General features: G+C 71.3%; 24 protein-coding genes. 11 read left to right on the top strand and 13 right to left on the bottom strand.

Going from position 1 to position 26060, the window contains the following annotated elements:
* Nucleotides 1–41: 41 nt before the first annotated feature.
* A complete protein-coding gene (locus tag ACZ4E1_RS10355) occupies nucleotides 42–1451 on the top strand; it encodes a serine hydrolase domain-containing protein (RefSeq protein WP_467537755.1) in 1410 nt (469 codons plus the stop codon).
* A 46-nt stretch (nucleotides 1452–1497) separates the two neighbouring features.
* On the opposite strand, the gene ACZ4E1_RS10350 is transcribed toward ACZ4E1_RS10355, so the two are convergent.
* The 8 genes from ACZ4E1_RS10350 to ACZ4E1_RS10315 all read right to left on the bottom strand — a co-directional run bounded on the left by ACZ4E1_RS10350 (nucleotide 1498) and on the right by ACZ4E1_RS10315 (nucleotide 6719).
* Entirely contained in the window at nucleotides 1498–1953 is a 456-nt protein-coding gene (locus tag ACZ4E1_RS10350; RefSeq protein WP_467537753.1) for a GNAT family N-acetyltransferase, read from the bottom strand.
* A gap of 44 nt (nucleotides 1954–1997) precedes the next feature.
* Nucleotides 1998–2456, bottom strand: a complete 459-nt coding sequence (locus ACZ4E1_RS10345) for a MarR family winged helix-turn-helix transcriptional regulator (RefSeq protein ID WP_467537751.1) — start codon at nucleotides 2454–2456, stop codon at nucleotides 1998–2000.
* A 195-nt stretch (nucleotides 2457–2651) separates the two neighbouring features.
* Nucleotides 2652–3524, bottom strand: coding sequence for a GNAT family N-acetyltransferase (locus tag ACZ4E1_RS10340; RefSeq protein WP_467537749.1), 873 nt, complete (start codon nucleotides 3522–3524; stop codon nucleotides 2652–2654).
* 5 nt (nucleotides 3525–3529) lie between these two features.
* Nucleotides 3530–4066, bottom strand: a complete 537-nt coding sequence (locus ACZ4E1_RS10335) for a DUF2269 domain-containing protein (protein ID WP_467537748.1) — start codon at nucleotides 4064–4066, stop codon at nucleotides 3530–3532.
* A gap of 108 nt (nucleotides 4067–4174) precedes the next feature.
* On the bottom strand, nucleotides 4175–4657 hold the full coding sequence (locus ACZ4E1_RS10330; RefSeq protein WP_467537746.1) for an NUDIX domain-containing protein: 483 nt from the start codon (nucleotides 4655–4657) through the stop codon (nucleotides 4175–4177).
* A 79-nt stretch (nucleotides 4658–4736) separates the two neighbouring features.
* Nucleotides 4737–5642, bottom strand: coding sequence for a LysR family transcriptional regulator (locus tag ACZ4E1_RS10325; RefSeq protein ID WP_467537744.1), 906 nt, complete (start codon nucleotides 5640–5642; stop codon nucleotides 4737–4739).
* A 202-nt stretch (nucleotides 5643–5844) separates the two neighbouring features.
* Nucleotides 5845–6330, bottom strand: a complete 486-nt coding sequence (locus ACZ4E1_RS10320) for a low molecular weight protein-tyrosine-phosphatase (protein WP_467537743.1) — start codon at nucleotides 6328–6330, stop codon at nucleotides 5845–5847.
* Nucleotides 6331–6338: 8 nt separating this feature from the next.
* On the bottom strand, nucleotides 6339–6719 hold the full coding sequence (locus tag ACZ4E1_RS10315; protein ID WP_188337930.1) for a phage holin family protein: 381 nt from the start codon (nucleotides 6717–6719) through the stop codon (nucleotides 6339–6341).
* A gap of 59 nt (nucleotides 6720–6778) precedes the next feature.
* Between ACZ4E1_RS10315 and ACZ4E1_RS10310 the strand changes: the two genes are divergently transcribed.
* The 4 genes from ACZ4E1_RS10310 to ACZ4E1_RS10295 all read left to right on the top strand — a co-directional run bounded on the left by ACZ4E1_RS10310 (nucleotide 6779) and on the right by ACZ4E1_RS10295 (nucleotide 9002).
* Complete coding sequence (locus ACZ4E1_RS10310; RefSeq protein WP_188337929.1) at nucleotides 6779–7096, top strand: cupin domain-containing protein; 318 nt, start codon at nucleotides 6779–6781, stop codon at nucleotides 7094–7096.
* A 164-nt stretch (nucleotides 7097–7260) separates the two neighbouring features.
* A complete protein-coding gene (locus tag ACZ4E1_RS10305) occupies nucleotides 7261–7473 on the top strand; it encodes a DUF5326 family protein (protein WP_467537741.1) in 213 nt (70 codons plus the stop codon).
* A 235-nt stretch (nucleotides 7474–7708) separates the two neighbouring features.
* Nucleotides 7709–8434, top strand: coding sequence for an IclR family transcriptional regulator (locus ACZ4E1_RS10300; protein WP_399124813.1), 726 nt, complete (start codon nucleotides 7709–7711; stop codon nucleotides 8432–8434).
* Between the two features lie 100 nt (nucleotides 8435–8534).
* The gene (locus ACZ4E1_RS10295) at nucleotides 8535–9002 is read left to right on the top strand and encodes an SsgA family sporulation/cell division regulator (protein ID WP_188337927.1); all 468 of its coding nucleotides are present in this window, start codon (nucleotides 8535–8537) and stop codon (nucleotides 9000–9002) included.
* 75 nt (nucleotides 9003–9077) lie between these two features.
* Here the strand turns inward: ACZ4E1_RS10295 and ACZ4E1_RS10290 are convergent, their stop codons facing one another.
* Nucleotides 9078–10409 (bottom strand): YibE/F family protein, encoded by a 1332-nt coding sequence (locus ACZ4E1_RS10290; RefSeq protein WP_467537739.1) that lies wholly within the window; start codon nucleotides 10407–10409, stop codon nucleotides 9078–9080.
* A 227-nt stretch (nucleotides 10410–10636) separates the two neighbouring features.
* Between ACZ4E1_RS10290 and thiC the strand changes: the two genes are divergently transcribed.
* Nucleotides 10637–12415: a phosphomethylpyrimidine synthase ThiC gene (thiC, locus tag ACZ4E1_RS10285; protein WP_467537737.1), complete on the top strand. Its 1779-nt coding sequence runs from the start codon at nucleotides 10637–10639 to the stop codon at nucleotides 12413–12415.
* 79 nt (nucleotides 12416–12494) lie between these two features.
* On the opposite strand, the gene ACZ4E1_RS10280 is transcribed toward thiC, so the two are convergent.
* From ACZ4E1_RS10280 to ACZ4E1_RS10270, 3 genes are all read right to left on the bottom strand, one after another.
* Nucleotides 12495–13355, bottom strand: a complete 861-nt coding sequence (locus ACZ4E1_RS10280) for a hypothetical protein (RefSeq protein WP_467537735.1) — start codon at nucleotides 13353–13355, stop codon at nucleotides 12495–12497.
* Nucleotides 13356–13537: 182 nt separating this feature from the next.
* Nucleotides 13538–14626, bottom strand: coding sequence for a metallophosphoesterase (locus ACZ4E1_RS10275; protein ID WP_467537734.1), 1089 nt, complete (start codon nucleotides 14624–14626; stop codon nucleotides 13538–13540).
* 215 nt (nucleotides 14627–14841) lie between these two features.
* Nucleotides 14842–15954 (bottom strand): LacI family DNA-binding transcriptional regulator, encoded by a 1113-nt coding sequence (locus ACZ4E1_RS10270; RefSeq protein ID WP_467537733.1) that lies wholly within the window; start codon nucleotides 15952–15954, stop codon nucleotides 14842–14844.
* A gap of 413 nt (nucleotides 15955–16367) precedes the next feature.
* Here ACZ4E1_RS10270 and hisC point away from each other — a divergent pair, with 413 nt between their 5' ends.
* Nucleotides 16368–17447, top strand: a complete 1080-nt coding sequence (gene hisC / locus ACZ4E1_RS10265) for a histidinol-phosphate transaminase (RefSeq protein WP_467537732.1) — start codon at nucleotides 16368–16370, stop codon at nucleotides 17445–17447.
* A gap of 23 nt (nucleotides 17448–17470) precedes the next feature.
* Here the strand turns inward: hisC and ACZ4E1_RS10260 are convergent, their stop codons facing one another.
* Nucleotides 17471–17842, bottom strand: coding sequence for a cyclophilin-like fold protein (locus ACZ4E1_RS10260; RefSeq protein ID WP_467537730.1), 372 nt, complete (start codon nucleotides 17840–17842; stop codon nucleotides 17471–17473).
* 256 nt (nucleotides 17843–18098) lie between these two features.
* On the opposite strand from ACZ4E1_RS10260, the gene ACZ4E1_RS10255 reads away from it, so the two are divergent.
* The 4 genes from ACZ4E1_RS10255 to ACZ4E1_RS10240 are packed head-to-tail and all read left to right on the top strand — an operon-like array spanning nucleotide 18099 to nucleotide 25936.
* A complete protein-coding gene (locus tag ACZ4E1_RS10255) occupies nucleotides 18099–19604 on the top strand; it encodes a cytochrome ubiquinol oxidase subunit I (protein WP_467537729.1) in 1506 nt (501 codons plus the stop codon).
* 20 nt (nucleotides 19605–19624) lie between these two features.
* Nucleotides 19625–20629 carry a cytochrome d ubiquinol oxidase subunit II gene (cydB, locus tag ACZ4E1_RS10250; RefSeq protein WP_467537727.1) on the top strand — a complete coding sequence of 335 codons (1005 nt, stop codon included), beginning with the start codon at nucleotides 19625–19627 and terminating at the stop codon, nucleotides 20627–20629.
* 41 nt (nucleotides 20630–20670) lie between these two features.
* The gene (gene cydD, locus ACZ4E1_RS10245) at nucleotides 20671–24165 is read left to right on the top strand and encodes a thiol reductant ABC exporter subunit CydD (RefSeq protein ID WP_467537726.1); all 3495 of its coding nucleotides are present in this window, start codon (nucleotides 20671–20673) and stop codon (nucleotides 24163–24165) included.
* A 43-nt stretch (nucleotides 24166–24208) separates the two neighbouring features.
* Complete coding sequence (locus ACZ4E1_RS10240; RefSeq protein WP_467537724.1) at nucleotides 24209–25936, top strand: GAF domain-containing sensor histidine kinase; 1728 nt, start codon at nucleotides 24209–24211, stop codon at nucleotides 25934–25936.
* Nucleotides 25937–26060 lie beyond the last annotated feature (124 nt).

The following is a 26060-nucleotide window of genomic DNA, read 5'->3' as shown; positions in this document are numbered from 1 at the left end:
ATCGGCTCGACGGGCGCGCGTGCGCACGATGAACTGGGGCGATGACGACATCGCCGGTGTCCCCGGTACCCCAGGCAACCCCGGAAGAACTCCTGCCCGCCACGCGGCGCGCGCTCCTGCACCGCATCGCCGTGGCCCAGAGCGAGGGGCGCGCCCCGTCGCTCGTCGCCGCGGTCGCCCGGGACGGCGCCCTGGTGTGGACGGGGTCGCGCACCTCCGTGGACGGCCACGGCCCGGACGAGAACGTGCAGTACAGGATCGGCTCGATCACCAAGACGTTCACCGCCGTGCTCGTGCTGCGGCTGCGTGACGAGGGTCTTCTCGATCTGGGCGACCCGCTGGAGAAGCATCTGCCGGGGACCGGCGCGGGCGAGGTGACCGTCGCCGAACTCCTCGCACACACCGGCGGGTTGGCCGCCGAGACGCCGGGCGAATGGTGGGAGCGGTCGTCGGCCGAGCTCCGGCCGACGCTGGCGGAGGTCCTCGGCGAGCAGCCGTTCCGGCACCCGGCGGGCCGCCGCCACCACTACTCCAACCCCGGTTACACGCTCCTGGGTTCGCTGGTCGAGAAGCTGCGTGGGGCGCCCTGGGCCGAGGTCCTCCGGCGGGAGGTCCTCGAACCGCTCGGTCTGACCCGCACCAGCGCCGATCCGCAGGCCCCGCACGCCGGGGGATGGGCCGTGCACCCGTACGCGGATGTGCTGCTGCCCGAGCCCAGCCAGGATCTGGGCCTGATGGCACCGGCGGGGCAACTGTGGTCGACCACCCGGGACCTGGCGGTCTTCGCCGCGTTCCTCGTGGCCGGGGACGAGCGCGTGCTCGGGGCGGACTCGCTGCGCGAGATGCGGGCGCCGGCCGCCCCCACGCTGCCCGGCGACTGGGGCGCCTCCTACGGCCTCGGTGTGCAGGTGGCGCGCCGCGACGGGCGCACGCTCGTGGGGCACAGCGGGTCACTGCCCGGATTCGTCGCCGGGCTCTGGTTCTGCGAGGAGGAGGGGCTCGCCGCCGTCGCGCTGGCCAACTGCACGTCGGGCGTGCCCGCGGCGTCCGTCGCCGCGGAACTCCTCGCGATCGTGGCCGACGCCGAACCGAGGATCCCCGAGCCCTGGCGGCCCCTCCCCGAAGTGGACTCCTCTGTCCTGGAGTTGGCCGGGCCCTGGTACTGGGGCACCCAGGTGGTGGCGCTCCGCCTCACCGACGGCGACGGAGTCACACTGGGCCCCGTGGCCGGCGGCGGACGCAGCTCCCGCTTCCGCACGAACGGCGACGGCAGCTGGACCGGGCTCGACGGCTACTACGCCGGAGAGGTCCTGCGGGCCGTACGGCGGCCGGACGGCTCGGTGAGCCATCTCGACCTCGGTTCGTTCATGTTCACGCGCGCGCCGTACGACACGGACGCGCCGGTGCCCGGCGGCGTGGACCCGGAGGGCTGGCGCGGTCTTCCGCGGTGAGCTCGATGAGGAGCGGCCGCCTGTTTCACGTGAAACAGGCGGCGCCTCAGAGCTGGAGCTTGAAACCCACGTGCGAGGCCACGAAGCCGAGGCGCTCGTAGAAGCGATGGGCGTCGGCGCGGGTCACGTCGGAGGTCAGCTGGACCAACTGGCAGTCCTGGCGCCGGGATTCCTCGACGGCCCAGGTGATGAGCCGTGTCCCCAGACCGCTGCCGCGCTCGTCGCCGTGCACGCGCACGCCCTCGATGATCGAGCGCGTGGAGCCTTTGCGGGAGAGTCCGGGGATGACGGTGAGCTGCAGGGTGCCGACGACGCGCTCGCCGCGCACGGCGACGACGACGTGCTGGTTCGGGTCGTCGGTGAGGCGGGCGAGCGCGGTGAGGTACGGCGTGAGGTCGTCCGGTGACTCGCGCGTGGCTCCCAGCGGATCGTCCGCCAGCATCGCGACGATCTCTGGGACGTCCTGGGCCACGGCCGGCCTGATCTCAAGATCTTCTTCCATGGGCCGCAGCCTAGGCGGACGGCAGCGGTGCCTCACGCCCTTTTCTACACAGGCGTGCGGAGTCCCTCGACGGCCCGGACGAGCGGAGCGAGCTCGGGGTTCTCGGCCGCGGCGTCGAGGGCTTCGCGCAGGGCGGCCTCGTTGGTGGGGCGGGCTTCGGCGAGGAGCTGGAGTCCCTGGTCGGAGACGTTGGTGTAGATGCCGCGCCGGTCGGTGGGGCACAGGTAGCGCATGAGCAGGCCGCGGTCCTCGAGGCGGGTGACGAGGCGGGTGGTGGCGCTCTGGCTGAGGACGACGGCGTCGGCGACCTGCTTCATCTGGAGGTGGCCGCCCTCTCCGTCGTGCTGGCGGCTGAGGACGTCCAGCAGGGAGTACTCGCGCACGCTCAGGTCGTGGCGGGACTGCAGGGCGCGCTCGATGTGGGCCTCGATCCTCCCGTGGAGCAGGGAGAGGGCGCACCAGCCCTGAGCGAGGGCGGTGAGTGCGGGGTCTGTGGCGGTCATGTCGGGTGGATCCTCCGTTCCGGAGTGGCTGCACACCAGGGTAGTCGATGACGTGAAATTGCCAGCGTCTGCAAGTAATCAGGAGTGGCGTCCACAGTCGGCCCTCGCGCCGCCCCGGCTCACGCGCACGGATCCGCCCCCGAGCAGCCACGGTCACACGGTGCTCGGGGGCGGATCCGGTCCGGCCGCGTTGGTTCAGCCGGCGGCCACCGTCAGCGGGGCGAAGCGGCGGGTCCAGTCACCGGGGAGGTCCGGCGCGGCGAAGTTCATCACCGCGTTCATGGAGACGCCTTCGAGGCCGCGCTCCTTCAGCCAGGCGAGCAGCTCCTCGTGGCGTACGTCGATGTCGGTGCGCAGCGGCCGGTCGGTGCCCTCCGCGAGCGAGGCGACCAGGGCCTTCGCGGTCTCGGTGTCGCGGGCGACCAGCGGGCCGACGACATGGGTGTCCATGTTGGGCCAGGCGGCTGCGTAGCCGGTGATCCCGGTGCCGTCCTCGGCGACGCGCAGCTGGTCCGCGAAGGCCGGGAGGCGGGTGATGACGTGGGTGCGGTCGGAGCCGAAGACCTCGGCGTCCAGCCGCAGGATCGCCGGAAGGTCCTCGGCGGTGGCCGGACGGGTACGGACCGGGGAGTCCGTGCCGTCCGGGGACGGGGTGAACCGCCCGCGCACCATCTCGGCCCGCCCGGTGACCTTGAAGCCCAGCTCCTCGTAGAGCGGCTGTCCGTACGGCGTCGCGTGCAGGGTCAGTGGCGTGGTGCCCGCCGACTCGACGATGTGCCGCATCAGGCGCCGGCCGACCCCCTTGCGGGCGTGGCGCTCCGCGACGAGGACCATGCCGATGGCGCTGAGCTCGGGCCGCTCCCGGGGTCCGTAGTCGGTCACGACGCAGGCGGTGACGAGTCCGCCGGCGGGGTCGTCGATGCCGTAGCCGGTTCCGGCGGCGAGCAGCAGACCCCATTTGTGTTCCTCACGCGGCCAGCCTCGGTCCTCGGAGAGGTCGGCGCAGGCCTGGAGATCACGCGGGGTGAGAGGGCGGATGGGCAGGTCGGAGAGCGAAGGTGTCGACACGCAGGTCAGGCTGTCGGATGCGGCACCCCGCCGTCCACCGTTTTGCGGGCGGCGACCCGGTGCTTTCGGCCACGTCGGGTCAGGCCCCAGGGCTTGAGCACCGAGAGGGCCGTCATGAAGACGTACGAGGTCAGCGAGACGATGGGCCCGGCGAGGAGGTCGCTCGCGCGGGACAGCTGCCCGCCTGTCGCGAGCGTCGTGACGGCGTCGTTCACACCCGGCCGCAGGGCGAAGACCGATGCGGCGGTCGTGGCGAGCGTGAGCCAGAACTTGACGTAGACCCATCGGTGCCGGGCCAGGCCCCACGGCGTGCCGAGCGAGAGCACGAGGCCGCTCAGCAGGGTCAGGAGGGCGAGCGGGATCACTAGCCAGTCCGCGAAGAGCTTCATGGCGCGGGCGGAGGCCTCCACGGACGGGCCGGCCCCGGTGGTCGTCGCGGTGACGGCCAGCGCGAGCAGCCCGAGCGTGACGCCCAGCCAGGAGGCGGAGGCGGCGACGTGGACCACGAGGAGTGCCCGTCGAGGGCGGCGCGGAAGTTTCACGTGAAACACGGTGCCGCGCACCGGCCCCGGGCACGTCTGACAGCGGGAGTATCCCCGTGTACTGGCTCAGGCGTACGGGGCCGTCCCCCCTGGCCCGCCTCGGGCGGATCAGCCCAGATCGGGAGCGTGCATCGCGCGTACGCCCTCGATGTTGCCGTCCAGGTAGTGGCGCAGGGAGAGCGGGACGAGATGGACCGAGGCGATGCCGACGCGGGTGAACGGCACCCGGACGATCTGGTACTCCCCGCACGGCTCGTCGATCTCGGGGCCGTGCCGCTGGGCGAGGTCCATCGACTCCAGCCGGCAGACGAAGAAGTGCTGGACCTTCACGCCGGTGGCGCCGCCGTCGTCACCGATGTGTTCGACGGTGTCGACGAAGCAGGGCACCACGTCGGTGATCTTGGCGCCGAGCTCCTCGTGCACCTCGCGGTGCAGGGCGTCCACGACGGTGGTGTCCTCGGCCTCGACGCCGCCGCCGGGGGTCACCCAGTACGGGTCGATACCGGGCTTGGTCCGCTTGATCAGGATGAGGTGGTCGCCGTCGAGCAGGATGGCGCGTGCGGTGCGCTTGACCACGGGTCGTACGGTCATGGGAGAAATGTGGCCCCGACGGTTCCACGTGAAACATCCCGCACCGTCCTTGTCTCTCCTCGCCCCTCTTCGTCCGTCCTCACGTCCAGTCGACGGCGGCGCGCAGCAGCCATTCGTGCGCCCGCGCGATGTGCGGCAGAGCGAGTGTGCCGGTGCGCACGACGAGGAAGTACGTGCGCAGGGGCGGCACGGGCGGGTCGAGCAGCGCGACGAGCTCCCCGCTCTCCAGGGCGGGTGCGGCCAGATAGCGGGGTACGACCGCGAGGCCGGCGCCCGAGGCGACGCAGGCCAGCACCGCGCGCAGATCGGGGACGACGACCGTCCCGGACACGGCGGGGCGCGCGTCGAAGACCGCGGTCCAGTAGCGGGAGACGAGCGGAAGCGACTCGTGCACCTCGACGACCGGGAACTTCTCCAGGGAGGGCGCGGCGTCCCGGTGCAGCTTGCCCGGGCCGATCCGGGCCGCCCATCGCGGTGCCGCGACCAGGACGTGCTCCTCGTCGCAGAGCGGGGTCGCGGTGAGCAGGGTGCCGCGCGGCCGGGCGGTGGTGATGGCCAGATCGTGATGCCCGGCGCCGAGCCCCTCGAGTGACTCCTCGGCCGTGCCGAAGCTCGCCCGCAGTGCGATGCCGTGGCCGTCGTCGCGGGTCAGTGCGGTCAGGGCGGGCAGGGCGCGCTCGGCGGTGAACTCCGGTGGCCCCGCGAGGTGCAGGGTCCGTACGGAGGACTCCTCGTCGAGTCCCGCCTCGGTGATCTCCACCAGGGCGTCGAGGTGCGGGGCCGCCTTGTGGGCCAGCTCGTCGCCGATGGTCGTGGGCGTCACGCCGCGGGCCTGCCGGAGGAACAGCGGGCGCCCCAACTGGCGCTCCAGGGTGCGGATCTGGGAGGTCACGGCGGGCTGCGAGAGCCCGAGCAGTGCGGCGGCGCGGGTGAAGGACCCGGCTCGATGGACGGTCACGAAGGTGCGCAGCAGGGCGAGATCCATGGGTGACGGCGTCCCTCCCCTCCGGAGTCCCGGTCGCGCCCCACTATAAATATGTCGATAGGTCTCTGTCGCTACCGTGATTGGACACTGACACAGAGTCAACTAGCCTTGTTGATGCGGTTCTTCGCGCGCAGAACCGGGACGGTCCGAGCCACGAGGGGGGAGGCTCGGACCGTCCGTCATGTGTGGCGGGGACCCGGCGCTAGGCGCTGAGCCGGGCGCGTACGGCGTCCAGAAGGCCGTCGCTCGCCGCCTCGACGAGCTTGAGGCAGTGCGCGAAACCGGCCGCGTCGCCGTAGTACGGGTCGGGGACGTCGAGATCGTCCGGGTCGGCGGACGGATCGAAGGAGCGCAGGAGCCGCACCTTCTCCGCGTCCTGCGGTGTCGGGGCCAGCCGGCGCAGCGTGCGCAGGTGCCCCGCGTCGAGGGCGACGACCAGGTCGAGCCGGTCGAACCAGTCGCGCCGGAACTGACGGGCGGTGTGCCCCGAGCCGTGGCCGGCCTCCCGGAGGACGTGGACGGTGCGCGGATCGGCGCCGTCGCCCTCGTGCCAGCCGTCCGTGCCCGCGCTGCCCACCTCGACGAGGTCGGCGAGCCCGGCCTCCCGGACGCGGGAGCGGAACACGTGCTCGGCCATGGGGGACCGGCAGATGTTGCCCGTGCAGACGAAGCAGACGCGGAAGGTCATGGCGGGCGTCAGTCCTTGTCGTCGGGCAGCACGACGTTCAGCGCCCACGAGACGATCGAGATGATCAGGCCGCCGAGGACCGCGGTCCAGAAGCCGTCGACGTGGAAGCTGAGGTCCAGCTTGTCGGCGAGCCAGGAGGTCAGCATCAGCATCAGGGCGTTCACGATCAGCGTGATCAGGCCCAGGGTGAGGATGAAGAGCGGGAAGGTGAGCACCTTCACGACGGGCTTCACGAGGAAGTTGACCAGACCGAAGATCAGGGCCACCAGAAGCAGCGTGCCGACCTTCTTGCCGGTGCTGTCCCCGGTGAGCGTGATCTTGTCGAGCAGCCAGACGGCGACGGCGAGGGCCCCCGCGTTGGCGAGCGTCTTGACTACGAAATTCTTCATGTGTCTGATCGTGGCAGACAAGGGCGTTGACGAGGGTGGACAGGGGTGGACGAGCAGCGATGAAGGCATTCCGGCTGGACGAACTGGAGGCGGAGCGGGCCGCCAACGACGGCGCGTATCTGCAGTTTCTGCGCGAGCGGAACATGTCGGTCGGCCTCTACGCGCTGAACGCGGGGGAGCACGACCCGCAGCAGCCGCACCAGCAGGACGAGGTCTACCTCGTGGTCAGCGGTCGCGCCTCGATCACCGTCGGCATGGAGACCACTCAGGTCGGGCGCGGCAGCGTCGTGTACGTCCCGGCCGGTGTGGCCCACAAGTTCCACCACATCAGCGAGGACCTGCGGGTGATGGTCGTCTTCTCGCCGCCGGAGGGCTGAGCTCCCCGCCGCGCGGCCGATGCCGGACCCCAGGGTTCCCTCAGGGTCGGGTCAGGGGAGGACAAGGGATCCGAGGCCCCCGATCGGCTCTTCGGCATGTCAGCATCGAGTACAGGACGTCGGAGGAGCCCCGTCGGGGGACCGCGAACGAAGGAGCGAGGGCCGTGCGAGAGATATTCGTGAGCATGCCGTGGTGGGTGAAGTGGGTCGCGGTGCCGATCATCGCCCTCCTGGTGTTCGGCGGGCTGATCTTCAGCATCATCAACTTCGTCGTCTGGCTGCTGTTCAAGGTGCTGGTGTTCGCCGCGATCGTCGGTGGACTCGTCTACGTCGTACGGAAGTTCATGGCGGGGTCCTCGTCGCGCAGCGACTGGTGACCCGGGCGCAGGACACACCCGAGGCCCCCGGTCGGCGCGTCGCGCGAAGGTTCGCACGACCGGGGGAAGTTTCTGTTCCGGGCCTACGCCCGGTGCCGGCCACGGTTTAAAGTCCGGATTCCGACGGCTTCACCCCCGTGAGCCCTGGGTATGCGGGGGCCTCACGCATCGGGAGCGAACCTTGGCCACGGCTGCTGACTCCGCACCCCCAGCCCCGCAGACACTCATCGGCTCCGTGCAGCGCGCCATGCGGCTGCTGGAAGCGGTCGCGGCGCACGAGGACGGGGCCCCGGCCAAGCAGCTCGCCCGGGAGGCCGGCGTCGCCCTCCCCACCGCCTACCACCTGCTGCGCACGCTCGCCCACGAGGGATATCTCCGCAAGGAGCAGGGTCTCTTCGTCTTCGGTGAGGCGGCCGAGCGCCTCAGCAGCGCGGCGGCCCAGCAGAATCGTCGCAGCATGATCACCGACGCGCTGCGGCACTGGCGGGACACCATCGGCGTCCCCGTCTACTTCGCGGTCTACCGCGACGGTGAGATCGAGCTCGTCGACGTCGCCGACACTCCGGCCAACCCGGCCGTCGAGGAATGGGCCGACTTCCGCGAGACGGGCCACGCGCACGCGATCGGGCAGTGCCTGCTCTCCCAGCTCGACGACCGCGCGCGCCGGGACCACCTCGACCGTTACCCCGCACGGTCCATCACGCCGTACTCCGTTCGTGACGATCAGTCACTGCTGCGCAAGCTGAACGGGGTCGGACGGATGGAACCGCTCGTCGAAAGACAGGAGTACGCGCTCGGAACGGCCTGTGCCGCGTTTCCCATCACCATCGGCTCGACGGCGGCCACTCTGGCGGTCTCCCTCCCAGCTCATCAGGCCGAGCGGCTCCTGCCGGTGGCACGCCGGCTGCAGCACGAGATCGGGCGACTCGTAGCGACACTCGCCTTCTCTATCAGCATCTGAAAACTCACTCCTTGTGATCCTCTGTGTACGTTGAGCAAGATGCGAACAGTGTCAGGAAGCTCATTCCTGGCCAATCGGCGGCAAGTTGACGGGGTAGGCGATGCGCGAGTCGGTACAAGCAGTTCAGGCAGAGGTCATGATGAGCTTCCTCGTCTCCGAGGAGCTCTCGTTCCGGATCCCGGTGGAGCTCAAGTACGAGCCCACCGATCCGTACGCGGTGCGGCTCACCTTCCACCTTCCCGGAGACGCTCCGGTGACCTGGGCGTTCGGCCGCGAGCTGCTGGTCGACGGGGTCAACGGGGCGACCGGCGACGGCGATGTCCGGGTCTCCCCCGTGGAGCCGGCGGGAGGGCGTGACACCGACGAGCTGCCCGGCGAGGTCCACATCCGGCTGCAGGTCGGCAGCGACCAGGCCCTGTTCCGGGCCGGGGTCGCGCCGATCATCGCGTTCCTGGACCGCACGGACAAGCTGGTCCCGCTCGGCCAGGAGCAGGCGATGGCCGATTTCGAGGCCGATCTCGACCAGGCCCTGGACCGGATCCTGGCCGAAGAGCAGAGCGCGGGCTGACTCTCCGGCAGCCTGCGGGACGGCAGACGTAACGCTTCAGCAGCGCGGTGCGCCCGAGCAGTTCCGCGTGCGGATTCAGTGCTTGCGTCGCCGCCCCCGGCCGGACCGCCCCGGTACGGCCTTCGCGGGCTCGTGGGACCCGGGACGGTCGGCGGACACCACCAGAGCGGCCAGCAGGGTCGTCACCGGCACGGAGGCGACCAGGCCGATCGAGCCGACCAGCGTGCGCACGATCTCCTCGGCGACCAGTTCGCTGTTGGCGAGGTCGGACACGCTGCTCTGTGCGATCGAGAAGAGCAGCAGGAGCGGCAGCGCCGCGCCCGCGTACGCGAGCACCAGCGTGTTCACGACCGACGCGATGTGGTCGCGGCCGATCCGGATGGCCGCCCGGTACAGACCGCGCCGGCCCATCGACGGGTTCGCCTCGTGCAGCTCCCAGACGGCCGAGGTCTGGGTGACCGTCACGTCGTCCAGGACGCCGAGCGAGCCGATGATGACGCCGGCGAGCAGCAGACCGCTCATGTCGATGTCCGGGTACAGGCCGTGGATCAGGCCGGTGCTGTCGTCCGTGTTGCCGGTCAGCGCGGCCCAGCCGATGAACAGCGAGCCGAGCAGGCCGATCAGCAGCAGCGACACGAGGGTGCCGAGCACCGCGACGGAGGTGCGGGCCGACAGGCCGTGACACATGTAGAGCGCGATGAGCATGATCGCGCTGGCCCCGACCACCGCCACCACCAGCGGGTTCGAGCCCTGGAGGATCGCGGGGAGGATGAAGAAGGTCAGCACCATGAAGCTGATCGCGAGCGCGACGAGCGCCATGACCCCGCGCATGCGGCCCACGACGACCACCGCCAGGGCGAAGATCCCGGCCAGCAGCGTCATGGGGATCTTCCGGTTCGCGTCCGTGACCGAGTACTGAAGATTCTTCGGGGCGTCCGGCGCGTAGGCGACGATCACCTGCTGGCCCTCGTTCAGTTGACGGGGCGAGTCGGGCTGTACGACCTCGACGAACGTACGGCCCTTGTCCTTGCCGGTGTCCACGCGCACCGTCGCGTTCTCGCACTCGCCCGCGGCGGCGCCGGGCTTCCCGTTCGCGGGCACGGCGCCCGGGGCGCCGCTCGGCGCCCCGCCCGAGGCGTGCACCGACTTGCAGTCGACCTTCTCGATCCTGGTCACCGTGGCCTGCTGCGTCTGCCGGTCGAAGCCCACACCGGTGCGGTCGTGGGCCGGTGCGCCACCCGGCCACAGCACCGCCAGGCCCACCACGACCGCCACGGAGAACGGGATCAGGATGGCCGCGATGACCTTCCGCAGATGCCGGGACACAGGGGCCGCCGGGCCGTGGCTGTGGGAGTGCCCGTGCGGCGGCGGGGACTGGGGAGGCGCGGGCTCATGCGTCGTGGTCACCGCCCGATCATCGCAAGAACGGGAGGGGCCCTCTGTTCAACGTGTCCGACATGACGCTAGCGTGGGGGCACCTTTGCAAACGCGGGAGCTCGGAGCACCGGGCTGAGAGGGCGCTGACCTTCGTCCCAGCGCGTGTTTCACGTGAAACGTGAAACGCCGTGGACGAGAGCCGCTGCGTCGACCGCCGAACCTGTTACCGGGTAATGCCGGCGTAGGGAGTAGGTCTCATGACCACAACGGACGCACGCACGCCTGCCTCCAACGGCTCTGAGCCGGAGGCCGGGAAGTCCATCGGCTGGCACAAGGGGTACATCGAGGGCTCCCGCCCCGACCTCAAGGTGCCGGTCCGCCAGGTGCACCTCACCAACGGGCAGGACGTCACGCTGTACGACACCTCCGGCCCGTACACCGATCCGACCGTCGACACCGATGTCCGCAGGGGCCTCGCGCCGCTGCGGGAGAACTGGATCATCGGCCGCGGAGACACCGAGGAGTACGCGGGACGCCCCGTCCGCCCCGAGGACGACGGCATCAAGCACACCTCGCCGCGCGGCGGTCTGCGCAACCTCGACGCGGTCTTCCCGGGCCGCCCGCGCCAGCCGCGCCGGGGCCGCGACGGCCAGGCCGTGACCCAGCTCGCGTACGCCCGCCGGGGCGAGATCACCCCGGAGATGGAGTACGTGGCGATCCGGGAGAACGTCGCGCCCGAGGTCGTCCGCGACGAGATCGCGGCCGGCCGGGCGGTCCTGCCGGCGAACGTGAACCACCCGGAGATCGAGCCGATGATCATCGGCAAGCGGTTCCTGGTGAAGGTCAACGCCAACATCGGCAACTCGGCCGTGACCAGCTCCATCGAGGAGGAGGTGGAGAAGATGACCTGGGCGACCAAGTGGGGCGCCGACACGGTCATGGACCTCTCCACCGGCCGCAACATCCACACCACCCGCGAGTGGGTGCTGCGCAACTCCCCCGTGCCGATCGGCACCGTGCCGCTCTACCAGGCCCTCGAGAAGGTCGACGGCCGGGCCGAGGAGCTGACCTGGGAGATCTACAAGGACACGGTCATCGAGCAGGCCGAGCAGGGCGTGGACTACATGACGGTCCACGCCGGCGTCCGCCTCCCGTACGTGCCGCTGACCGCCAACCGCAAGACCGGCATCGTCTCGCGCGGCGGCTCGATCATGGCCGCGTGGTGCCTCGCGCACCACAAGGAGAGCTTCCTCTACGAGAACTTCGAGGAGCTCTGCGAGATCCTCGCGGCGTACGACGTCACGTACTCGCTCGGCGACGGCCTGCGCCCCGGCTCCATCGCGGACGCCAACGACGAGGCGCAGTTCGCGGAGCTGCGCACGCTCGGCGAGCTGAACTCCATCGCCAAGCGGCACAACGTGCAGACCATGATCGAGGGCCCGGGCCATGTCCCGATGCACAAGATCAAGGAGAACATCGACCTCCAGCAGGAGATCTGCGAGGAGGCGCCGTTCTACACGCTCGGCCCGCTGACCACCGACGTCGCCCCGGCGTACGACCACATCACGTCCGGGATCGGCGCCGCGATGATCGCCTGGTGGGGCACCGCGATGCTCTGTTACGTCACGCCCAAGGAGCACCTGGGCCTGCCGAACAAGGACGACGTGAAGACCGGCGTCATCACGTACAAGATCGCGGCGCACGCGGCCGACCTCGCCAAGGGGCACCCCGGCGCGCAGGAATGGGACGACGCGCTGTCGGACGCCCGCTTCGAGTTCCGCTGGGAGGACCAGTTCAACCTGGCCCTCGACCCGGACACGGCACGGGAGTTCCACGACGAGACGCTCCCGGCCGAGCCCGCGAAGACCGCGCACTTCTGCTCGATGTGCGGTCCGAAGTTCTGCTCGATGAAGATCTCGCAGGACATCCGCCGCGAGCACGGCTCGACGAAGTCCGAGGTCGAGGCGGGCATGGAGCAGAAGTCGAAGGAGTTCGCGGCGAGCGGCAACCGCGTGTACCTCCCGCTGGCCGACTGACCCGACCCGGTCACCGACGGAGCGCCCCCGGCCCCGGCCGAGGGCGCTGCGGGAGCACGGCCCCGTGCGCCGCCGGACCTCAGTCCGGGCGGTGCTCGGGGCCGCCGAAGTCCGGGCTCGTGAAGTCCGGGCTGGAGAAGCCGGCGCGCTGGCCCGTGGCCGTGCCGCCGCCGCTCTCCGGGCTCGTGAACCCCGGCCGGTTGTAGCCGAGCTGCGGCATGCGTCCGGCGGGGCCGCCGTGGCCCCCGCCGAGCGGTGTGCCGCCCTCCGGCGGGTCCGTCTGGGCCTCCCGCAGGAACGGCACGATGCCGCGCTCGAGCAGCGCCTCTCCCCAGGCCTCCCTGGCCCGCGCCAGAGCCTCGTCGGCCTCGTCCGGCGTACCGGCCCGCACCGACGTCGAACCGTTGCGCAGCGCCGCGAGGAGCAGGCAGACGGCCGCGACGAGGATGCCCGCCGCGGTGCAGGCCGCGAAGATCCAGCCCGCCATCAGCATCGTGTCGGCGAAGTCCGGTGCCGGGTCGAGCATCTTCAGGATGTAGCCGACCAGCAGGAAGATCGCGGCGGCCGTGCCCGCGAGGACCGGGGCGAGGACGACGGCCACCGCGGCGACGCCGGGTCCCGCCGTCTCCGCGACGAGCCCCATCGGACCGGTGCCCTGCGTCGCGGCGGGGCTGTCTCCCTCCCCTTCGGGACGGACGGGCCGCGGGGCGGTGCGGATGTCCTCGCGGACCTTGAGGAAGTGCTGGTACTCGGTGGCGGCCGCGGTGTTGATGAGTGCGGCGGCGCCCTGCGCCATGGTGCGCAGTTGTTCGGGGTTGAGCCGCCTGCCCACGGCGGCGAGTTCAGGGCGGTCGGTCGCGGTACGCAGCGCCTCATCGAGGATCCGCTCGAACTCGGGGCGGTCCTCGTTCAGCAAATGCGGAGCGCTGTTCATGTGCATCCCCCGATGCTCCGTAGGGCTTGGTGGCCCGCATGGTTACGAGCCGTAGGGCAGAAACGGAGGGGAGCCTGCTACGGATAAGCCGATGGTAGAGCGGTCACGGCACGCGGTGACAGGGGGTTTCCGGAAATTGGCCCGGTGGCCAGCCGGATCCTCCGCTTACGCGCCTGCCCGATCAACCGTCATTCATCCATGGGGAGTTGCTGGACCAGCAGCTTTCCGGCCATGGTCACGCCACCGTCCATGGCGATCGCCAGACCGCCGGCGTACACGTGCGGTCCTTCGACGGCCGGCCTGCTGTCCTCGCCGTCGGCGTCCTCGCCGCCGACCTCGCCCAGGAGGTACGGGATCGGGCTGTGACCGTGGACGACGCGCGAGCCGCCGTACGCGCCGAGCAGCTCGCGGACCGCGCCGGGCCCGGACTCCTCGTCGCGGAACGCGAAGCGCTTGGTGAACTTGCGGAACAGGTCCCAGCACTCGTCCGCGTCGTTGCGCGTGAGGGTCTCGCGGACCGTGTCGTTGACCGCCTCGATCGAGTCGCCGTAGTCGAGGTAGGCGGTGGTGTCGGAGTGCATGAGGAGGTGGTCGTCCTCCAGCTCGATCGCGTCGAGCCGGGACATCCACTGGAGGTGCACGTCCTGGAGGCGGTCCATGTCGGACTTCTGCCCGCCGTTCAGCAACCAGGCCGCCTGGAAGGTGGCGGTGCCCGCGCCGGAGTTGACGGGGGTGTCGCCGAAGCGCTTGGCGCCGAGCAGCAGCAGCTCGTGGTTGCCCATGAGCGCCTTGCAGTAGCCGCCCGCCGCGGCGGCCTCGGCGGAGAGGCGCATGACGAGGTCGATGACGCCGATGCCGTCGGGGCCGCGGTCGGTGAAGTCGCCGAGGAACCACAGGCGCGCGTTGCCCGCGGCCCAGTTGTCGTTCTCGTCGAGCAGGCCCTTGTCCCGCAGCGCCGCGATCAGCTCGTCGAGGTAGCCGTGCACGTCGCCGACGACGTACAGCGGGCCGAGGCCGTCGGCCGCTCGGGCCGCCGGCGCGGGCTGCGGGAGCTCGACCTGGACGGTGTCCCCGCGGTTGATGACCGGGAGGTTCCGCTCGGTCGGGGTGTAGCCGTCCGGGTAGGCCGCGGTGTCCTCGTCGGAAGCCGGGCCCGGTCCGGGAACGGGGTCGGCGGGCACCATGCTCGTCGGTACGTCGTGGACGTACGCGGGAACACGGAAGTCACGCAGCGTCTCCGTGCGCGCTGCGGATCCCTGACCGGCCCCCTGAGTCATCGACCCCTCCACCCTTGCGCCGCCTGTGCACCGGATCGGACTGCCTGGTCGCAGCGGCCCGCGGTGTCGTGCGCCCATCATAGGAACGCCGCTCGGGCTGTGTGATGCACCAGGGGTGGTGAATCCGTGACGGACGGCTGTTCACCGTGCTTTTCTCCCGAATTGGTGTGGACTTTTCCTCTCGGTCAGGGGCGCGCGGAGGCGGCGGGCGGCGGTCAGCCCTTGCCCGGGGAGCGGGGCGGACTGACGGTGGTGCGGTGCGGGCGGCGCTGCGAGGAGGCGCGCACGATCAGTTCGGTCGGTATCACCTGCTCGACCGGCTGGTCGGACTCGACGCCCTCGATGGCGTCGATCAGGAGCTGGACCACGGCCGTGCCGATGCGCCGGGGCTTCAGCGAGAGCGTCGTGATGGGCGGCTCGGTGTTGGCGTACATCGTGGACTCGCTGCAGCAGACGAGCAGCAAGTCGTCCGGGACGCGCAGGCCGTAACGGCGGGCCGCGGCGAGCAGGTCCGTGCCGTTGGGGTCGAAGAGGCCGTAGACGGCGTCCGGGCGGTCGGGCCGGGCGAGCAGCCGGTCGGCGGCGACGGCGCCGGCGCACGGGTCGTGCGCGGGGTAGGACTCGTAGACCGGTTCCTGGCCGATCCGCTCGCACCAGCGCAGGTAGGCGGAGGTGGACAGGTGGGTGTAGGTGTCCGTGGTGGTGCCGGTGAGCAGGCCGATGCGGCGGGCGCCGGCCTCGGCGAGATGGTCGAGGATGCCGAGGACGGCGGCCTCGTGGTCGTTGTCGACCCAGGCGGTCACGGGCAGGGTGCCCGCGGGACGTCCGTCGGAGACGACCGGCAGGCCCTGGCGGACCAGCTCGGTGACGACCGGGTCGTGGTCGGAGGGGTCGATGACGACGGTGCCGTCGAGCGCGACGTTCGACCACACGTCGTGGCGTGAGGTGGCGGGCAGGATGACGAGGGCGTAGCCGCGGGCGAGCGCGGCCGAGGTCGCGGCTCTCGCCATCTCCGCGAAGTACGCGAACTCCGTGAAGGTGAAAGGTTCATCCCCGTACGTCGTCACGGTCAGACCGATGAGGCCCGACTTCCCGGTACGGAGGGTGCGGGCGGCCGCGGAGGGGCGATAGCCCAACCGGTCGGCGACCTCGCGGACATGGCGTCGGGTGGCGTCGGGGAGCCGGCCCTTGCCGTTGAGCGCATCGGAGACAGTCGTGATGGAGACCCCGGCGGCGGCGGCAACGTCTCTGATGCCCGCCCGTCCCTGCCGGGTGCCCCTGCGGGTGGTCTCCGCCCGGCTCACCTGGTGCTTCCCTGCTGCTGTCATGGCGAGCCGATAGTAGGGCTCATGCGGCTGCATGGCGGGGGCGCATATGCCGGGGTTGACAGGCACGTTTCTGCAAGGTGATACATCGTCAATGACCATGGATTGAAAGGCAGTTACTGGCTCTGACTGTAATACCTCACTTGTCGGTACGCGTGGGCCTGCCAAGTCGGCGATGTTGCGAACAGGTCTCAACTCACCTTCACGGGTGATGCGCGCCACGGCGCGAGCCACCGGCGCACGCCAGGGCGCCGAGCGCTCCCCCCTGGGACGTACGCCTCGGGTGTGCCGCCGGTGCGCCCGTCGCACGCCGCCCGGGGGCCCCTCGAGCACCTCCTTGCCCCGCCCCCATTGGGGTGCGCGCCGAATCCTCTTAAGGTGTGCAGTATTGGAACGGTGGCCTTAGGAGGACTGCGGTGAGCGAGACGAACCCCAAGCTGCGTGCCGAGCTGGCGGGTGTCCCCGCCTACAAGCCGGGCAAGCCCGCAGCTGCCGGGGGCCCGGTGGCATACAAGCTCTCCTCCAACGAGAACCCGTATCCGCCGCTCCCCGGCGTCATGGAGCGGGCGATCGCCGCGGCCGGCACCTTCAACCGCTACCCGGACATGGCCTGCACGGGTCTGATGAACGAGCTGGCGGACCGGTTCGGCGTGCCGGTGACGCATCTGGCCACGGGCACCGGCTCGGTCGGCGTCGCCCAGCAGCTGCTGCAGGCGACCAGCGGGCCCGGCGACGAGGTGATCTACGCCTGGCGGTCCTTCGAGGCGTACCCGATCATCACGCAGATCAGCGGCGCGAAGTCCGTCCAGGTGCCGCTCACCGACGGTGAGGTGCACGACCTGGACGCGATGGCCGACGCCATCACGGACCGCACGCGCCTCATCTTCGTCTGCAACCCCAACAACCCCACGGGCACCGTGGTGCGCCGGGCCGAGCTGGAGCGCTTCCTCGACCGGGTGCCCTCCGACGTGCTCGTCGTGCTCGACGAGGCGTACCGCGAGTTCATCCGGGACGCCGAGGTGCCGGACGGTGTGGAGCTCTACCGGGACCGGCCCAACGTGGCGGTGCTGCGCACCTTCTCCAAGGCCTACGGCCTGGCCGGGCTGCGGGTGGGCTTCGCCATCGCCCACGAGCCGGTGGCCGCCGCGCTGCGCAAGACGGCGGTGCCCTTCGGCGTCAGCCAGCTCGCGCAGGACGCGGCCGTGGCCTCGCTGCGCGCGGAGGACGAGCTGCTCGGCCGGGTCGGCACGCTGGTGTCCGAGCGCACCCGCGTCGTGACGTCGCTGCGCGAGCAGGGCTGGACGGTGCCCGAGACGCAGGCGAACTTCGTGTGGCTGCGGCTCGGGGACCGGACGATGGACTTCGCGGCGGCCTGTGAGGCGGCCGGTGTCGTGGTGCGGCCCTTCGCCGGTGAGGGGATGCGGGCCACGATCGGCGAGACCGAGGCCAACGACATCTTCCTGCACGCGGCGCAGCAGTTCCGCAAGGAGCTCTGACCGCCCGGCGGATCAGCGCCGGATCAGGCCAGTTCGACGCGGATCGGGTCGCCGCCGCGCACCGTCGCGAGCACCCGTGGGTCCCCGTCGAGCCGGCCGAGCAGATTGCACGGGCTCGCGAGGCGGCATTCGTCGCCTCGCGAGATCGGCGTGGGGCCGTAGGGGAGGGCGAGGGCGTCGCCGTCCGTCCAGAAGGCGACGGTGCCGGGCTCCACGACCTGCTGGGCGTCGTCCTCGGCCGGGACGCTGACGCCCGTGTCGAAGTAGACCTCCTCGCCCCAGGTGTTCGCCGTCGAGCTCAGCGGCAGTTTCGCGAGCAGGGCCTTGCCGGTCGGGGTGGACTCGACCGTCGCCGTGGTGTGTCCGGCCGGCCAGGAGATGCGAATGCGCGTCATGCCGCGGATTCAACAAGATGTTGAAGTCTCCGGGAAGCCCCTGTCCATCCAGTGAGCCCGACCCGGTGAACTGCCGCGCCCGCCCCCTGTGGTGTTCCTCGCAGTAAGGGGACCCCCGTGCGGATCCCGACAGCCAGTACGACATAATGCTTGTGAATGTGAACGCGTTCACAAGCGTGTCCCGGTTCCTCCTAGGATTTGTGGGATTAAAGGGGCAAACTGTCGCTGTGACCACGGCGAGGTAAGGAGTGACGCAGTGAACCTGGCTCTGGCGCCGGAGACGCTGGCGCGATGGCAGTTCGGCATCACCACCGTCTACCACTTCCTGTTCGTCCCCCTGACGATCTCCCTCGCGGCTCTGGTCGCCGGGCTGCAGACCGCCTGGGTGCGCACGGAGAAGGAGAAGTACCTCAGGGCGACCAAGTTCTGGGGCAAGCTCTTCCTGATCAACATCGCCATGGGTGTGGTCACCGGCATCGTGCAGGAGTTCCAGTTCGGCATGAACTGGTCGGACTACTCCCGCTTCGTCGGTGACATCTTCGGAGCGCCGCTGGCCTTCGAGGCCCTCATCGCCTTCTTCTTCGAGTCCACCTTCATCGGGCTGTGGATCTTCGGGTGGGACAAGCTGCCGAAGCGGATCCATCTGGCCTGCATCTGGATGGTGTCGATCGGCACGGTCCTGTCCGCGTACTTCATCCTCGCGGCCAACTCCTGGATGCAGCACCCGGTCGGCTACCGGATCAACAAGGCGAACGGCCGCGCCGAACTCACCGACTTCTGGCACGTGCTGACGCAGAACACGGCGCTGACCCAGTTCTTCCACACCCTGACCGCCTCGTTCCTCACGGGCGGAGCGTTCATGGTCGGCATCGCCGCCTTCCATCTGGCCCGCAAGAAGCACGTCGGCGTCATGAAGACCTCGCTGCGGCTCGGCCTGGTCACCGTGGTGATCGCCGGCCTGCTCACCGCGGTCAGCGGCGACCTGCTCGGCAAGGTGATGTTCAAGCAGCAGCCGATGAAGATGGCCGCCGCCGAGGCCCTGTGGGAGGGACAGGACTCGGCGCCCTTCTCGGTGTTCGCCGTGGGTGACGTCAGCAAGGGCCACAACACGGTCGAGCTGTCGATCCCCGGGATACTGTCCTTCCTCGCCGACGACGACTTCACCTCGTACGTCCCCGGCATCAACGACACCAACAAGGCCGAGCAGGAGAAGTACGGGCCCGGCGACTACCGCCCGATCATCCCCGTCACCTTCTGGGCCTTCCGCTGGATGATCGGCTTCGGGATGGCGTCCTTCGCGCTCGGCATCCTCGGACTCTGGCTCACCCGCAAGAAGTTCATGCTGCCGCAGCATCTGAGGGTGGGTGAGGACGATGTGCCGAACCTCGTCCTCTTCAAGAACAAGGCGCTGAACCCGAAGTTCACCAAGCTCTACTGGCTCGTCGCGCTGTGGACGCTCGGCTTCCCGCTGATCGCCAACTCCTGGGGCTGGATCTTCACCGAGATGGGCCGCCAGCCGTGGGTCGTCTACGGCGTCCTGCGGACCCGCGACGCGGTCTCCCCCGGTGTCTCGCAGGGCGAGGTCATCACCTCGATGACCGTCTTCACGCTGCTCTACGCGGTGCTCGCCGTGATCGAGGTCAAGCTCCTCCTGAAGTACGTGAAGGCCGGCCCGCCCGAGCTCACGGAGGACGACCTCAACCCGCCCACCAAGATCGGTGGCGACCGGGACGCCGACAAGCCGATGGCCTTCTCCTACTAGGCCCTGGGAGCTGACGAGTCATGGAACTCCACGACGTCTGGTTCGTACTCATCGCCGTCCTGTGGATCGGCTACTTCTTCCTGGAGGGATTCGACTTCGGGGTCGGTGTGCTCACCAAGCTGCTGGCCCGCGACCGCACCGAACGCCGGGTGCTGATCAACACGATCGGCCCGGTCTGGGACGGCAACGAGGTGTGGCTGCTCACCGCGGGCGGCGCGACCTTCGCCGCCTTCCCCGAGTGGTACGCGACGCTGTTCTCCGGCTTCTACCTGCCGCTGCTGATCATCCTGGTGTGCCTGATCATCCGCGGGGTGGCCTTCGAGTACCGGGCGAAGCGGCCCGAGGAGCGCTGGCAGGCCAACTGGGAGCAGGCGATCTTCTGGACCTCGCTGATCCCCGCGTTCCTGTGGGGTGTGGCCTTCGGCAACATCGTGCGCGGCGTGAAGATCGACAAGGACTTCGAGTACGTCGGCAACTTCTGGGACCTGCTCAACCCGTACGCGCTGCTCGGCGGGCTGGTCACGCTCAGCCTGTTCACCTTCCACGGAGCCGTGTTCAGCGCGCTCAAGACCGTCGGTGACATCCGGATGCGGGCGCGGAAGACGGCGCTCGCGGTGGGGCTGGTGGCCGCGGTGGCCGCGCTCGGCTTCCTCGTCTGGACGCAGGCCGACCACGGGGACGGCGGCTCGCTCGCCGCGATGATCGTGGCCGTGGTCGCGCTCGTCGGGGCGCTCGGCGCCATCAAGCTCGGCCGCGAGGGCTGGTCGTTCGCACTGTCGGGGATCACGATCGCGGCGGCGGTCGCGATGCTCTTCCTGACGCTGTTCCCGAACGTCATGCCGTCGTCGCTGAACGCGGACTGGAGCCTGACGGTCAGCAACGCCTCGTCCAGCCCGTACACGCTGAAGATCATGACCTGGTGCGCGGGCATCGCGACCCCGATCGTGCTGCTCTACCAGTCGTGGACCTACTGGGTGTTCCGCAAGCGCATCGGCACGCACCACATCGCCGACGCCGCGCACTGAGTCCCCTGGGGCGACCCACCTGATGTGAGGGTGTGTTTCACGTGAAACCGATCGACCAGCGTCTGCTCCGGTACGCCCGGGCCACCCGCTTCTTCCTGATCGCGGTGGTCGTCCTCGGCGCCGCCGGGGCGGGCCTGGTCATCGCCCAGGCAATGCTGATCGCCGAGGTCGTGGTGGGCGCGTTCCAGCACGGGTTCGACGTGGCTCGGCTGAGCACGCCGCTGCTGCTGATGGTGGCCGTGGCGGCCGGCCGGGGGCTCGTGTCCTGGCTGACCGAGCTGGCGGCGCACCGGGCGAGCGCGGCCGTGAAGTCGGAGCTGCGGGGCCGTCTCCTCGAGCGGGCGGCCGGGCTCGGGCCCGGCTGGCTCACCGGTCAGCGCACCGGTTCCCTCGTGGCGCTCGCGACCCGGGGCGTCGACGCCCTGGACGACTACTTCTCGCGCTATCTGCCGCAGTTGGGGCTCGCGGTGGTGGTCCCGGTGGCGGTGCTCGCCCGCGTCGTCACCGAGGACTGGGTGTCGGCGGCGATCATCGTCGGCACGCTGCCCCTCATCCCCGTCTTCATGATCCTCATCGGCTGGGCCACCCAGTCCCGGATGGACCGTCAGTGGCGGCTGCTGTCCCGGCTGTCGGGCCACTTCCTGGACGTCGTCGCCGGGCTGCCCACCCTGAAGGTGTTCGGCCGCGCGAAGGCGCAGGCCGAGTCCATCCGCACGATCACCGGCGAGTACCGCAGGGCCACGATGCGCACGCTGCGGATCGCCTTCCTGTCCTCGTTCGCCCTCGAACTGCTCGCGACCCTGTCGGTCGCCCTGGTCGCCGTCACCATCGGCATGCGGCTCGTGCACGGTGACATGGACCTCTACGTGGGCATCGTCATCCTCGTCCTGGCGCCCGAGGCGTATCTGCCGCTGCGCCAGGTCGGGGCACAGTTCCACGCGGCGGCCGAGGGGCTCGCCGCCGCCGAGGAGATCTTCGACGTCCTGGAGACGCCGCTGCCCGAGAGCGGCACGAAGGCGCTGCCCGAGGAGGGCGGCATCGCCTTCGACCGCGTCTCGGTCCGCTACGAGGGGCGCGACGCGGACGCCGTCTCGTCGGTCTTCTTCGAGGTGGCCCAGGGCGAGACGGTCGCCCTGGTGGGCCCGAGCGGTGCGGGCAAGTCGACGCTCCTGAGCGCCCTGTTGGGCTTCGTCCGGCCGCGCGACGGGCGCGTCCTGGTGGGCGGCGCTGATCTGTCCGAGGTGGCGCGGGAGGCCTGGCACGCGCGCGTGGCGTGGGTGCCGCAGCGGCCGCAGCTGTACGCGGGCTCCATCGCGGAGAACGTACGGCTCGCCCGGCCCGGCGCGGACGACGCCGCGGTGCGGGCGGCGCTCGGCGAGGCCGGCGCCCTGGACTTCGTCGAGGCGCTCCCCGAGGGCCTCGACTCCCGGCTCGGCGACGACGGGGCCGGGCTCTCGGCGGGACAGCGGCAGCGCCTCGCGCTCGCCCGCGCCTTCCTCGCCGACCGGCCCGTGGTCCTCCTGGACGAGCCGACCGCGGCGCTGGACGGTGACACCGAGGCGGGCATCGTCGAGGCGGTCCGCCGGCTCGCCGTGGGCCGCACCGTGGTCCTGGTCGTCCACCGCCCGGCGCTGCTCGCCGTGGCGGACCGGGTGGTACGGCTCGCACCGCCCGCCGCCACCGACGGCCCGGCGCCGGTGGCCCCGGCGGCCCCCGCGTCCGTCCCGGCGCAGACCCGCCAGGAAGTACCCGTGGCCGCTGCGGAGCACCCCGACAAGCGAGCCGAGGGACGGGGCGTCCTCAGCCGGCTCCGTGCCGCCGCCCGGCCGCGCCGCTCCCGGCTCGCCCTCGCGCTGCTGCTCGGGGCGCTCGCGCTCGGCAGCGCGGTCGGTCTGATGGCGACCAGCGGCTGGCTGATCTCGCGGGCCTCGCAGCAGCCGCCCGTGCTCTACCTGATGGTCGCGGTCACCGCCACGCGCGCGTTCGGCATCGGCCGGGCCTGCTTCCGGTACGCGGAGCGGCTCGTGTCGCACGACGCCGTGCTGCGGATGCTGGCCGACACCCGGGTCGCCGTGTACCGGCGCCTGGAGCGGCTCGCGCCCGCGGGCCTGCGCGCGACCCGGCGCGGCGACCTGCTGTCCCGCCTCGTGAGCGATGTCGACGCGCTGCAGGACTACTGGCTGCGCTGGCTGCTGCCCGCGTCGGCCGCCGCCCTGGTGGGCGTGGGGTCGGTCGCCTTCACCGCGTGGCTGCTCCCCGCGGCGGGCGCCGTTCTCGCGGCCGGACTGCTGCTCGCCGGGGTCGGTGTGCCGCTGCTGGCCGCGGCCGTCGCCCGCCGGGCCGAGCGCCGGCTGGCCCCCGCGCGCGGGTTGCTCGCCACCCGCGCGGCCGAACTGCTCACCGGCACCGCCGAGCTGACCGTCTCCGGCGCGCTGCCGCGTCGCATGACGGAGGCTCGCGAGGCCGACTCCGCCCTGACCCGGATCGCCTCGCGCGCCGCCACCGCGACCGCGCTCGGCGACGGGCTCACCGCCCTGATCACGGGCCTGACCGTGGCCGGGGCCGCGCTCGCCGGCGTCCAGGGCGTACGCGCCGGGCAGCTCGACGGGGTGGTGCTCGCGGTCGTCGTGCTCACCCCGCTCGCCGCCTTCGAGGCGGTGCTCGGGCTGCCGCTCGCGGTGCAGTACCGCCAGCGGGTCCGCAAGAGCGCCGAGCGGGTCCACGAGGTCCTGGACGCGCCCGACCCCGTACGGGAGCCGGAGCGGCCCGTGCCCGCGCCGCAGGACCCGTTCCCGCTCGTCGTGCGGGGGCTCACGGCCCGGTACGAGGGGCAGGCGCGGGACGCGCTCGCCGGGGTGGACCTCACGCTGGCGCGCGGGCGCCGGGTCGCGGTCGTGGGCCCCTCGGGTTCCGGCAAGACCACGCTCGCGCAGGTGCTGCTGCGCTTCCTGGACCCGTGCGCGGGGACGTACACGCTCGGCGGCGTCGACGCCACGCACGTCGACGGGGACGACGTGCGCCGCGCGGTCGGGCTGTGCGCCCAGGACGCGCACCTCTTCGACAGCACCGTCCGCGAGAACCTGCTGCTGGCCAGGAAGGACGCCACGGAGGACGAGCTGCGGGCCGCCCTCGGGCGCGTACGCCTCCTGGACTGGGTGGACGCGCTGCCCGACGGGCTCGACACCCTGGTGGGCGAGCACGCGGCGCGGCTGTCGGGCGGGCAGCGCCAGCGGCTCGCGCTGGCTCGCGCCCTGCTCGCGGACTTCCCGGTTCTCGTCCTCGACGAGCCGGCCGAGCACCTGGACCTGGAGACGGCCGACGCCCTCACCGCGGACCTGCTGGACGCGACCCGGGGCCGTACGACGGTGCTGATCACGCACCGGCTCGCGGGTCTGGAGGCCGTGGACGAGGTGCTGGTGCTGGACGGCGGGGCGGTCGTGCAGCGCGGCCCGTACGCGGAGTTGGCCGCCGTCGAGGGGCCGCTGCGCACCCTGCGGGAGCGGGAGGGCGCGCTTCCGGCCCTGTCCGGCCAGTGAACCCGACTTTCGTCGCCAAATAGGACTAATTACTCTCGGGGGCATGGTTGCACCCACGGACCCCGGCGCCCCCGCCCCCGCCCCCGCCCCCGCCAAGGAGACCACCCGGGCCACGCGCGGCCTCCAGGGGCTCTCGGCCGAGCTGACCTCGCGCGTGCCGCAGCTCCTGGAGGCGATGCGCTCGGTCGGCACCGGACTGGAGCTGCACTCCACCCTCGACCGCATCTGCGAGACCGCGGCCGAGCTCGCGGGCGCCCGCTACGCGGCGATCGGTGTCGTCGCCGAGGACGGCAAGGGTCTGTCGGACTTCGTCTACCACGGCCTGGACGAGGAGACGGCGCGCCGCATCGGCCGGCTGCCCGACGGCCACCGCGGGCTGCTCGGCGCGCTCATCCACGACCCGGTGCCGATGCGGATGGCCGACCTCGCCGACGACCCGCGCTCCTGCGGCTTCCCGCCGCGGCACCCGCCGATGCGCACGTTCCTGGGAGTGCCCATCCGCGTCCAGGGCGAGATCTTCGGCAACCTCTACCTGACGGAGAAGCGCGGCGGCGAGGAGTTCAACGACCACGACCTGAACATGGTCCGGGTGCTCGCCACGGAGGCGGGCATCGCGATCGGCAACGCGCGCCTGTACGAGGCGGCCCGGCAGCGGGAGCGATGGATCGACGGTTCCGTGGCCGTCACCACGGCGCTCCTGTCCGGAGGGGACGCGGAGGACGCCCTTCAGGTGGTCGCCGAGCAGGCCCGGCACCTGTCCGACTCGGCGGCCGGCCTCGTGCTGCTGCCCGACGCCGAGGGTGGCATGGAGGTCGTCGCGGTGGCCGCCGACCACCCCTCCGCGGCGCTCGGCGTCGTGCTCCCACCGGAGAGCGTGATCGTCACCGAACTGCTCTGCGGGGAGCCCGTGTTCATCGAGGACGCGGCCACGGACCCGCGGGTCACGACCGATCTCGCGAGCGCCTACGGCCCCGCGATGCTGCTCCCGCTGCGCAGCGAGGACCGGGTGCTCGGCACGCTGGTGACGCCACGCGCGCGGGGAGCGCGGCCCTTCAGCGAGGCGGAGCGCACGCTCGGCGCCCAGTTCGCCTCGCAGGCGGCGCTGGCCCTGATGATGGCCGAGGCGCAGCGGGACCGGGAGCGGCTGGCCGTCTACGAGGACCGTGACCGCATCGCGCGCGACCTGCACGACCTGGTGATCCAGCGGCTGTTCGCCACCGGGATGATGCTGGAGACGGCCCAGCGCCGCTCGGTGGTGCCCGAGGTGCAGCGGGGGGTCGGCAAGGCGGTCGACGAGCTGGACACCACCATCCAGGAGATCCGCACCGCCATCTTCGCGCTCCAGCAGGGGCCGACGGAGGCGCCCGCGGGGCTGCGCACGCGCGTGCTGCGCGAGATCAACATGGCGGCGGTGCCGCTCGGCTTCAAGCCCGCGCACCACTTCGTGGGCCCGGTCGACACCCTCGTCGGCGAGGTCACCGGCAAGAACCTCATCGCGGCCCTGCGCGAGGCGCTCTCCAACGCGTTCCGGCACGCGCGGGCCTCGTCCATCGAGGTCGTCGTCGACGCCACGGTGGCGCTGCCGGACGGCCGGCCGGGTGTGCGCCTGACCGTCGCGGACGACGGCGTGGGCATCCCCGACGGCGGTCGGCGCAGCGGCCTGAAGAACCTCAAGCGGCGCGCGGAGTCGCTCGGCGGCGACAGCTGGTACGGGCCCGGGACGGGCGAGGACGGGGGCGGCACGACGCTGGTGTGGCAGGCCCCGCACTGATGCCCGGCCGGCCCGTTCCCTGCCCTGCCTGAGGAGTTACGTTCCTGCGCCGTCCGGGGCAGCCGTTCCCCCGGGCGTACGCGCTCCACAGGTGCGCTCGGGCGGGGCGGGTGACGATCCGTTA

Source organism: Streptomyces sp. NPDC025806 (genome assembly GCF_055558275.1).
This window is presented reverse-complemented; position numbering and strand designations above follow the sequence as displayed.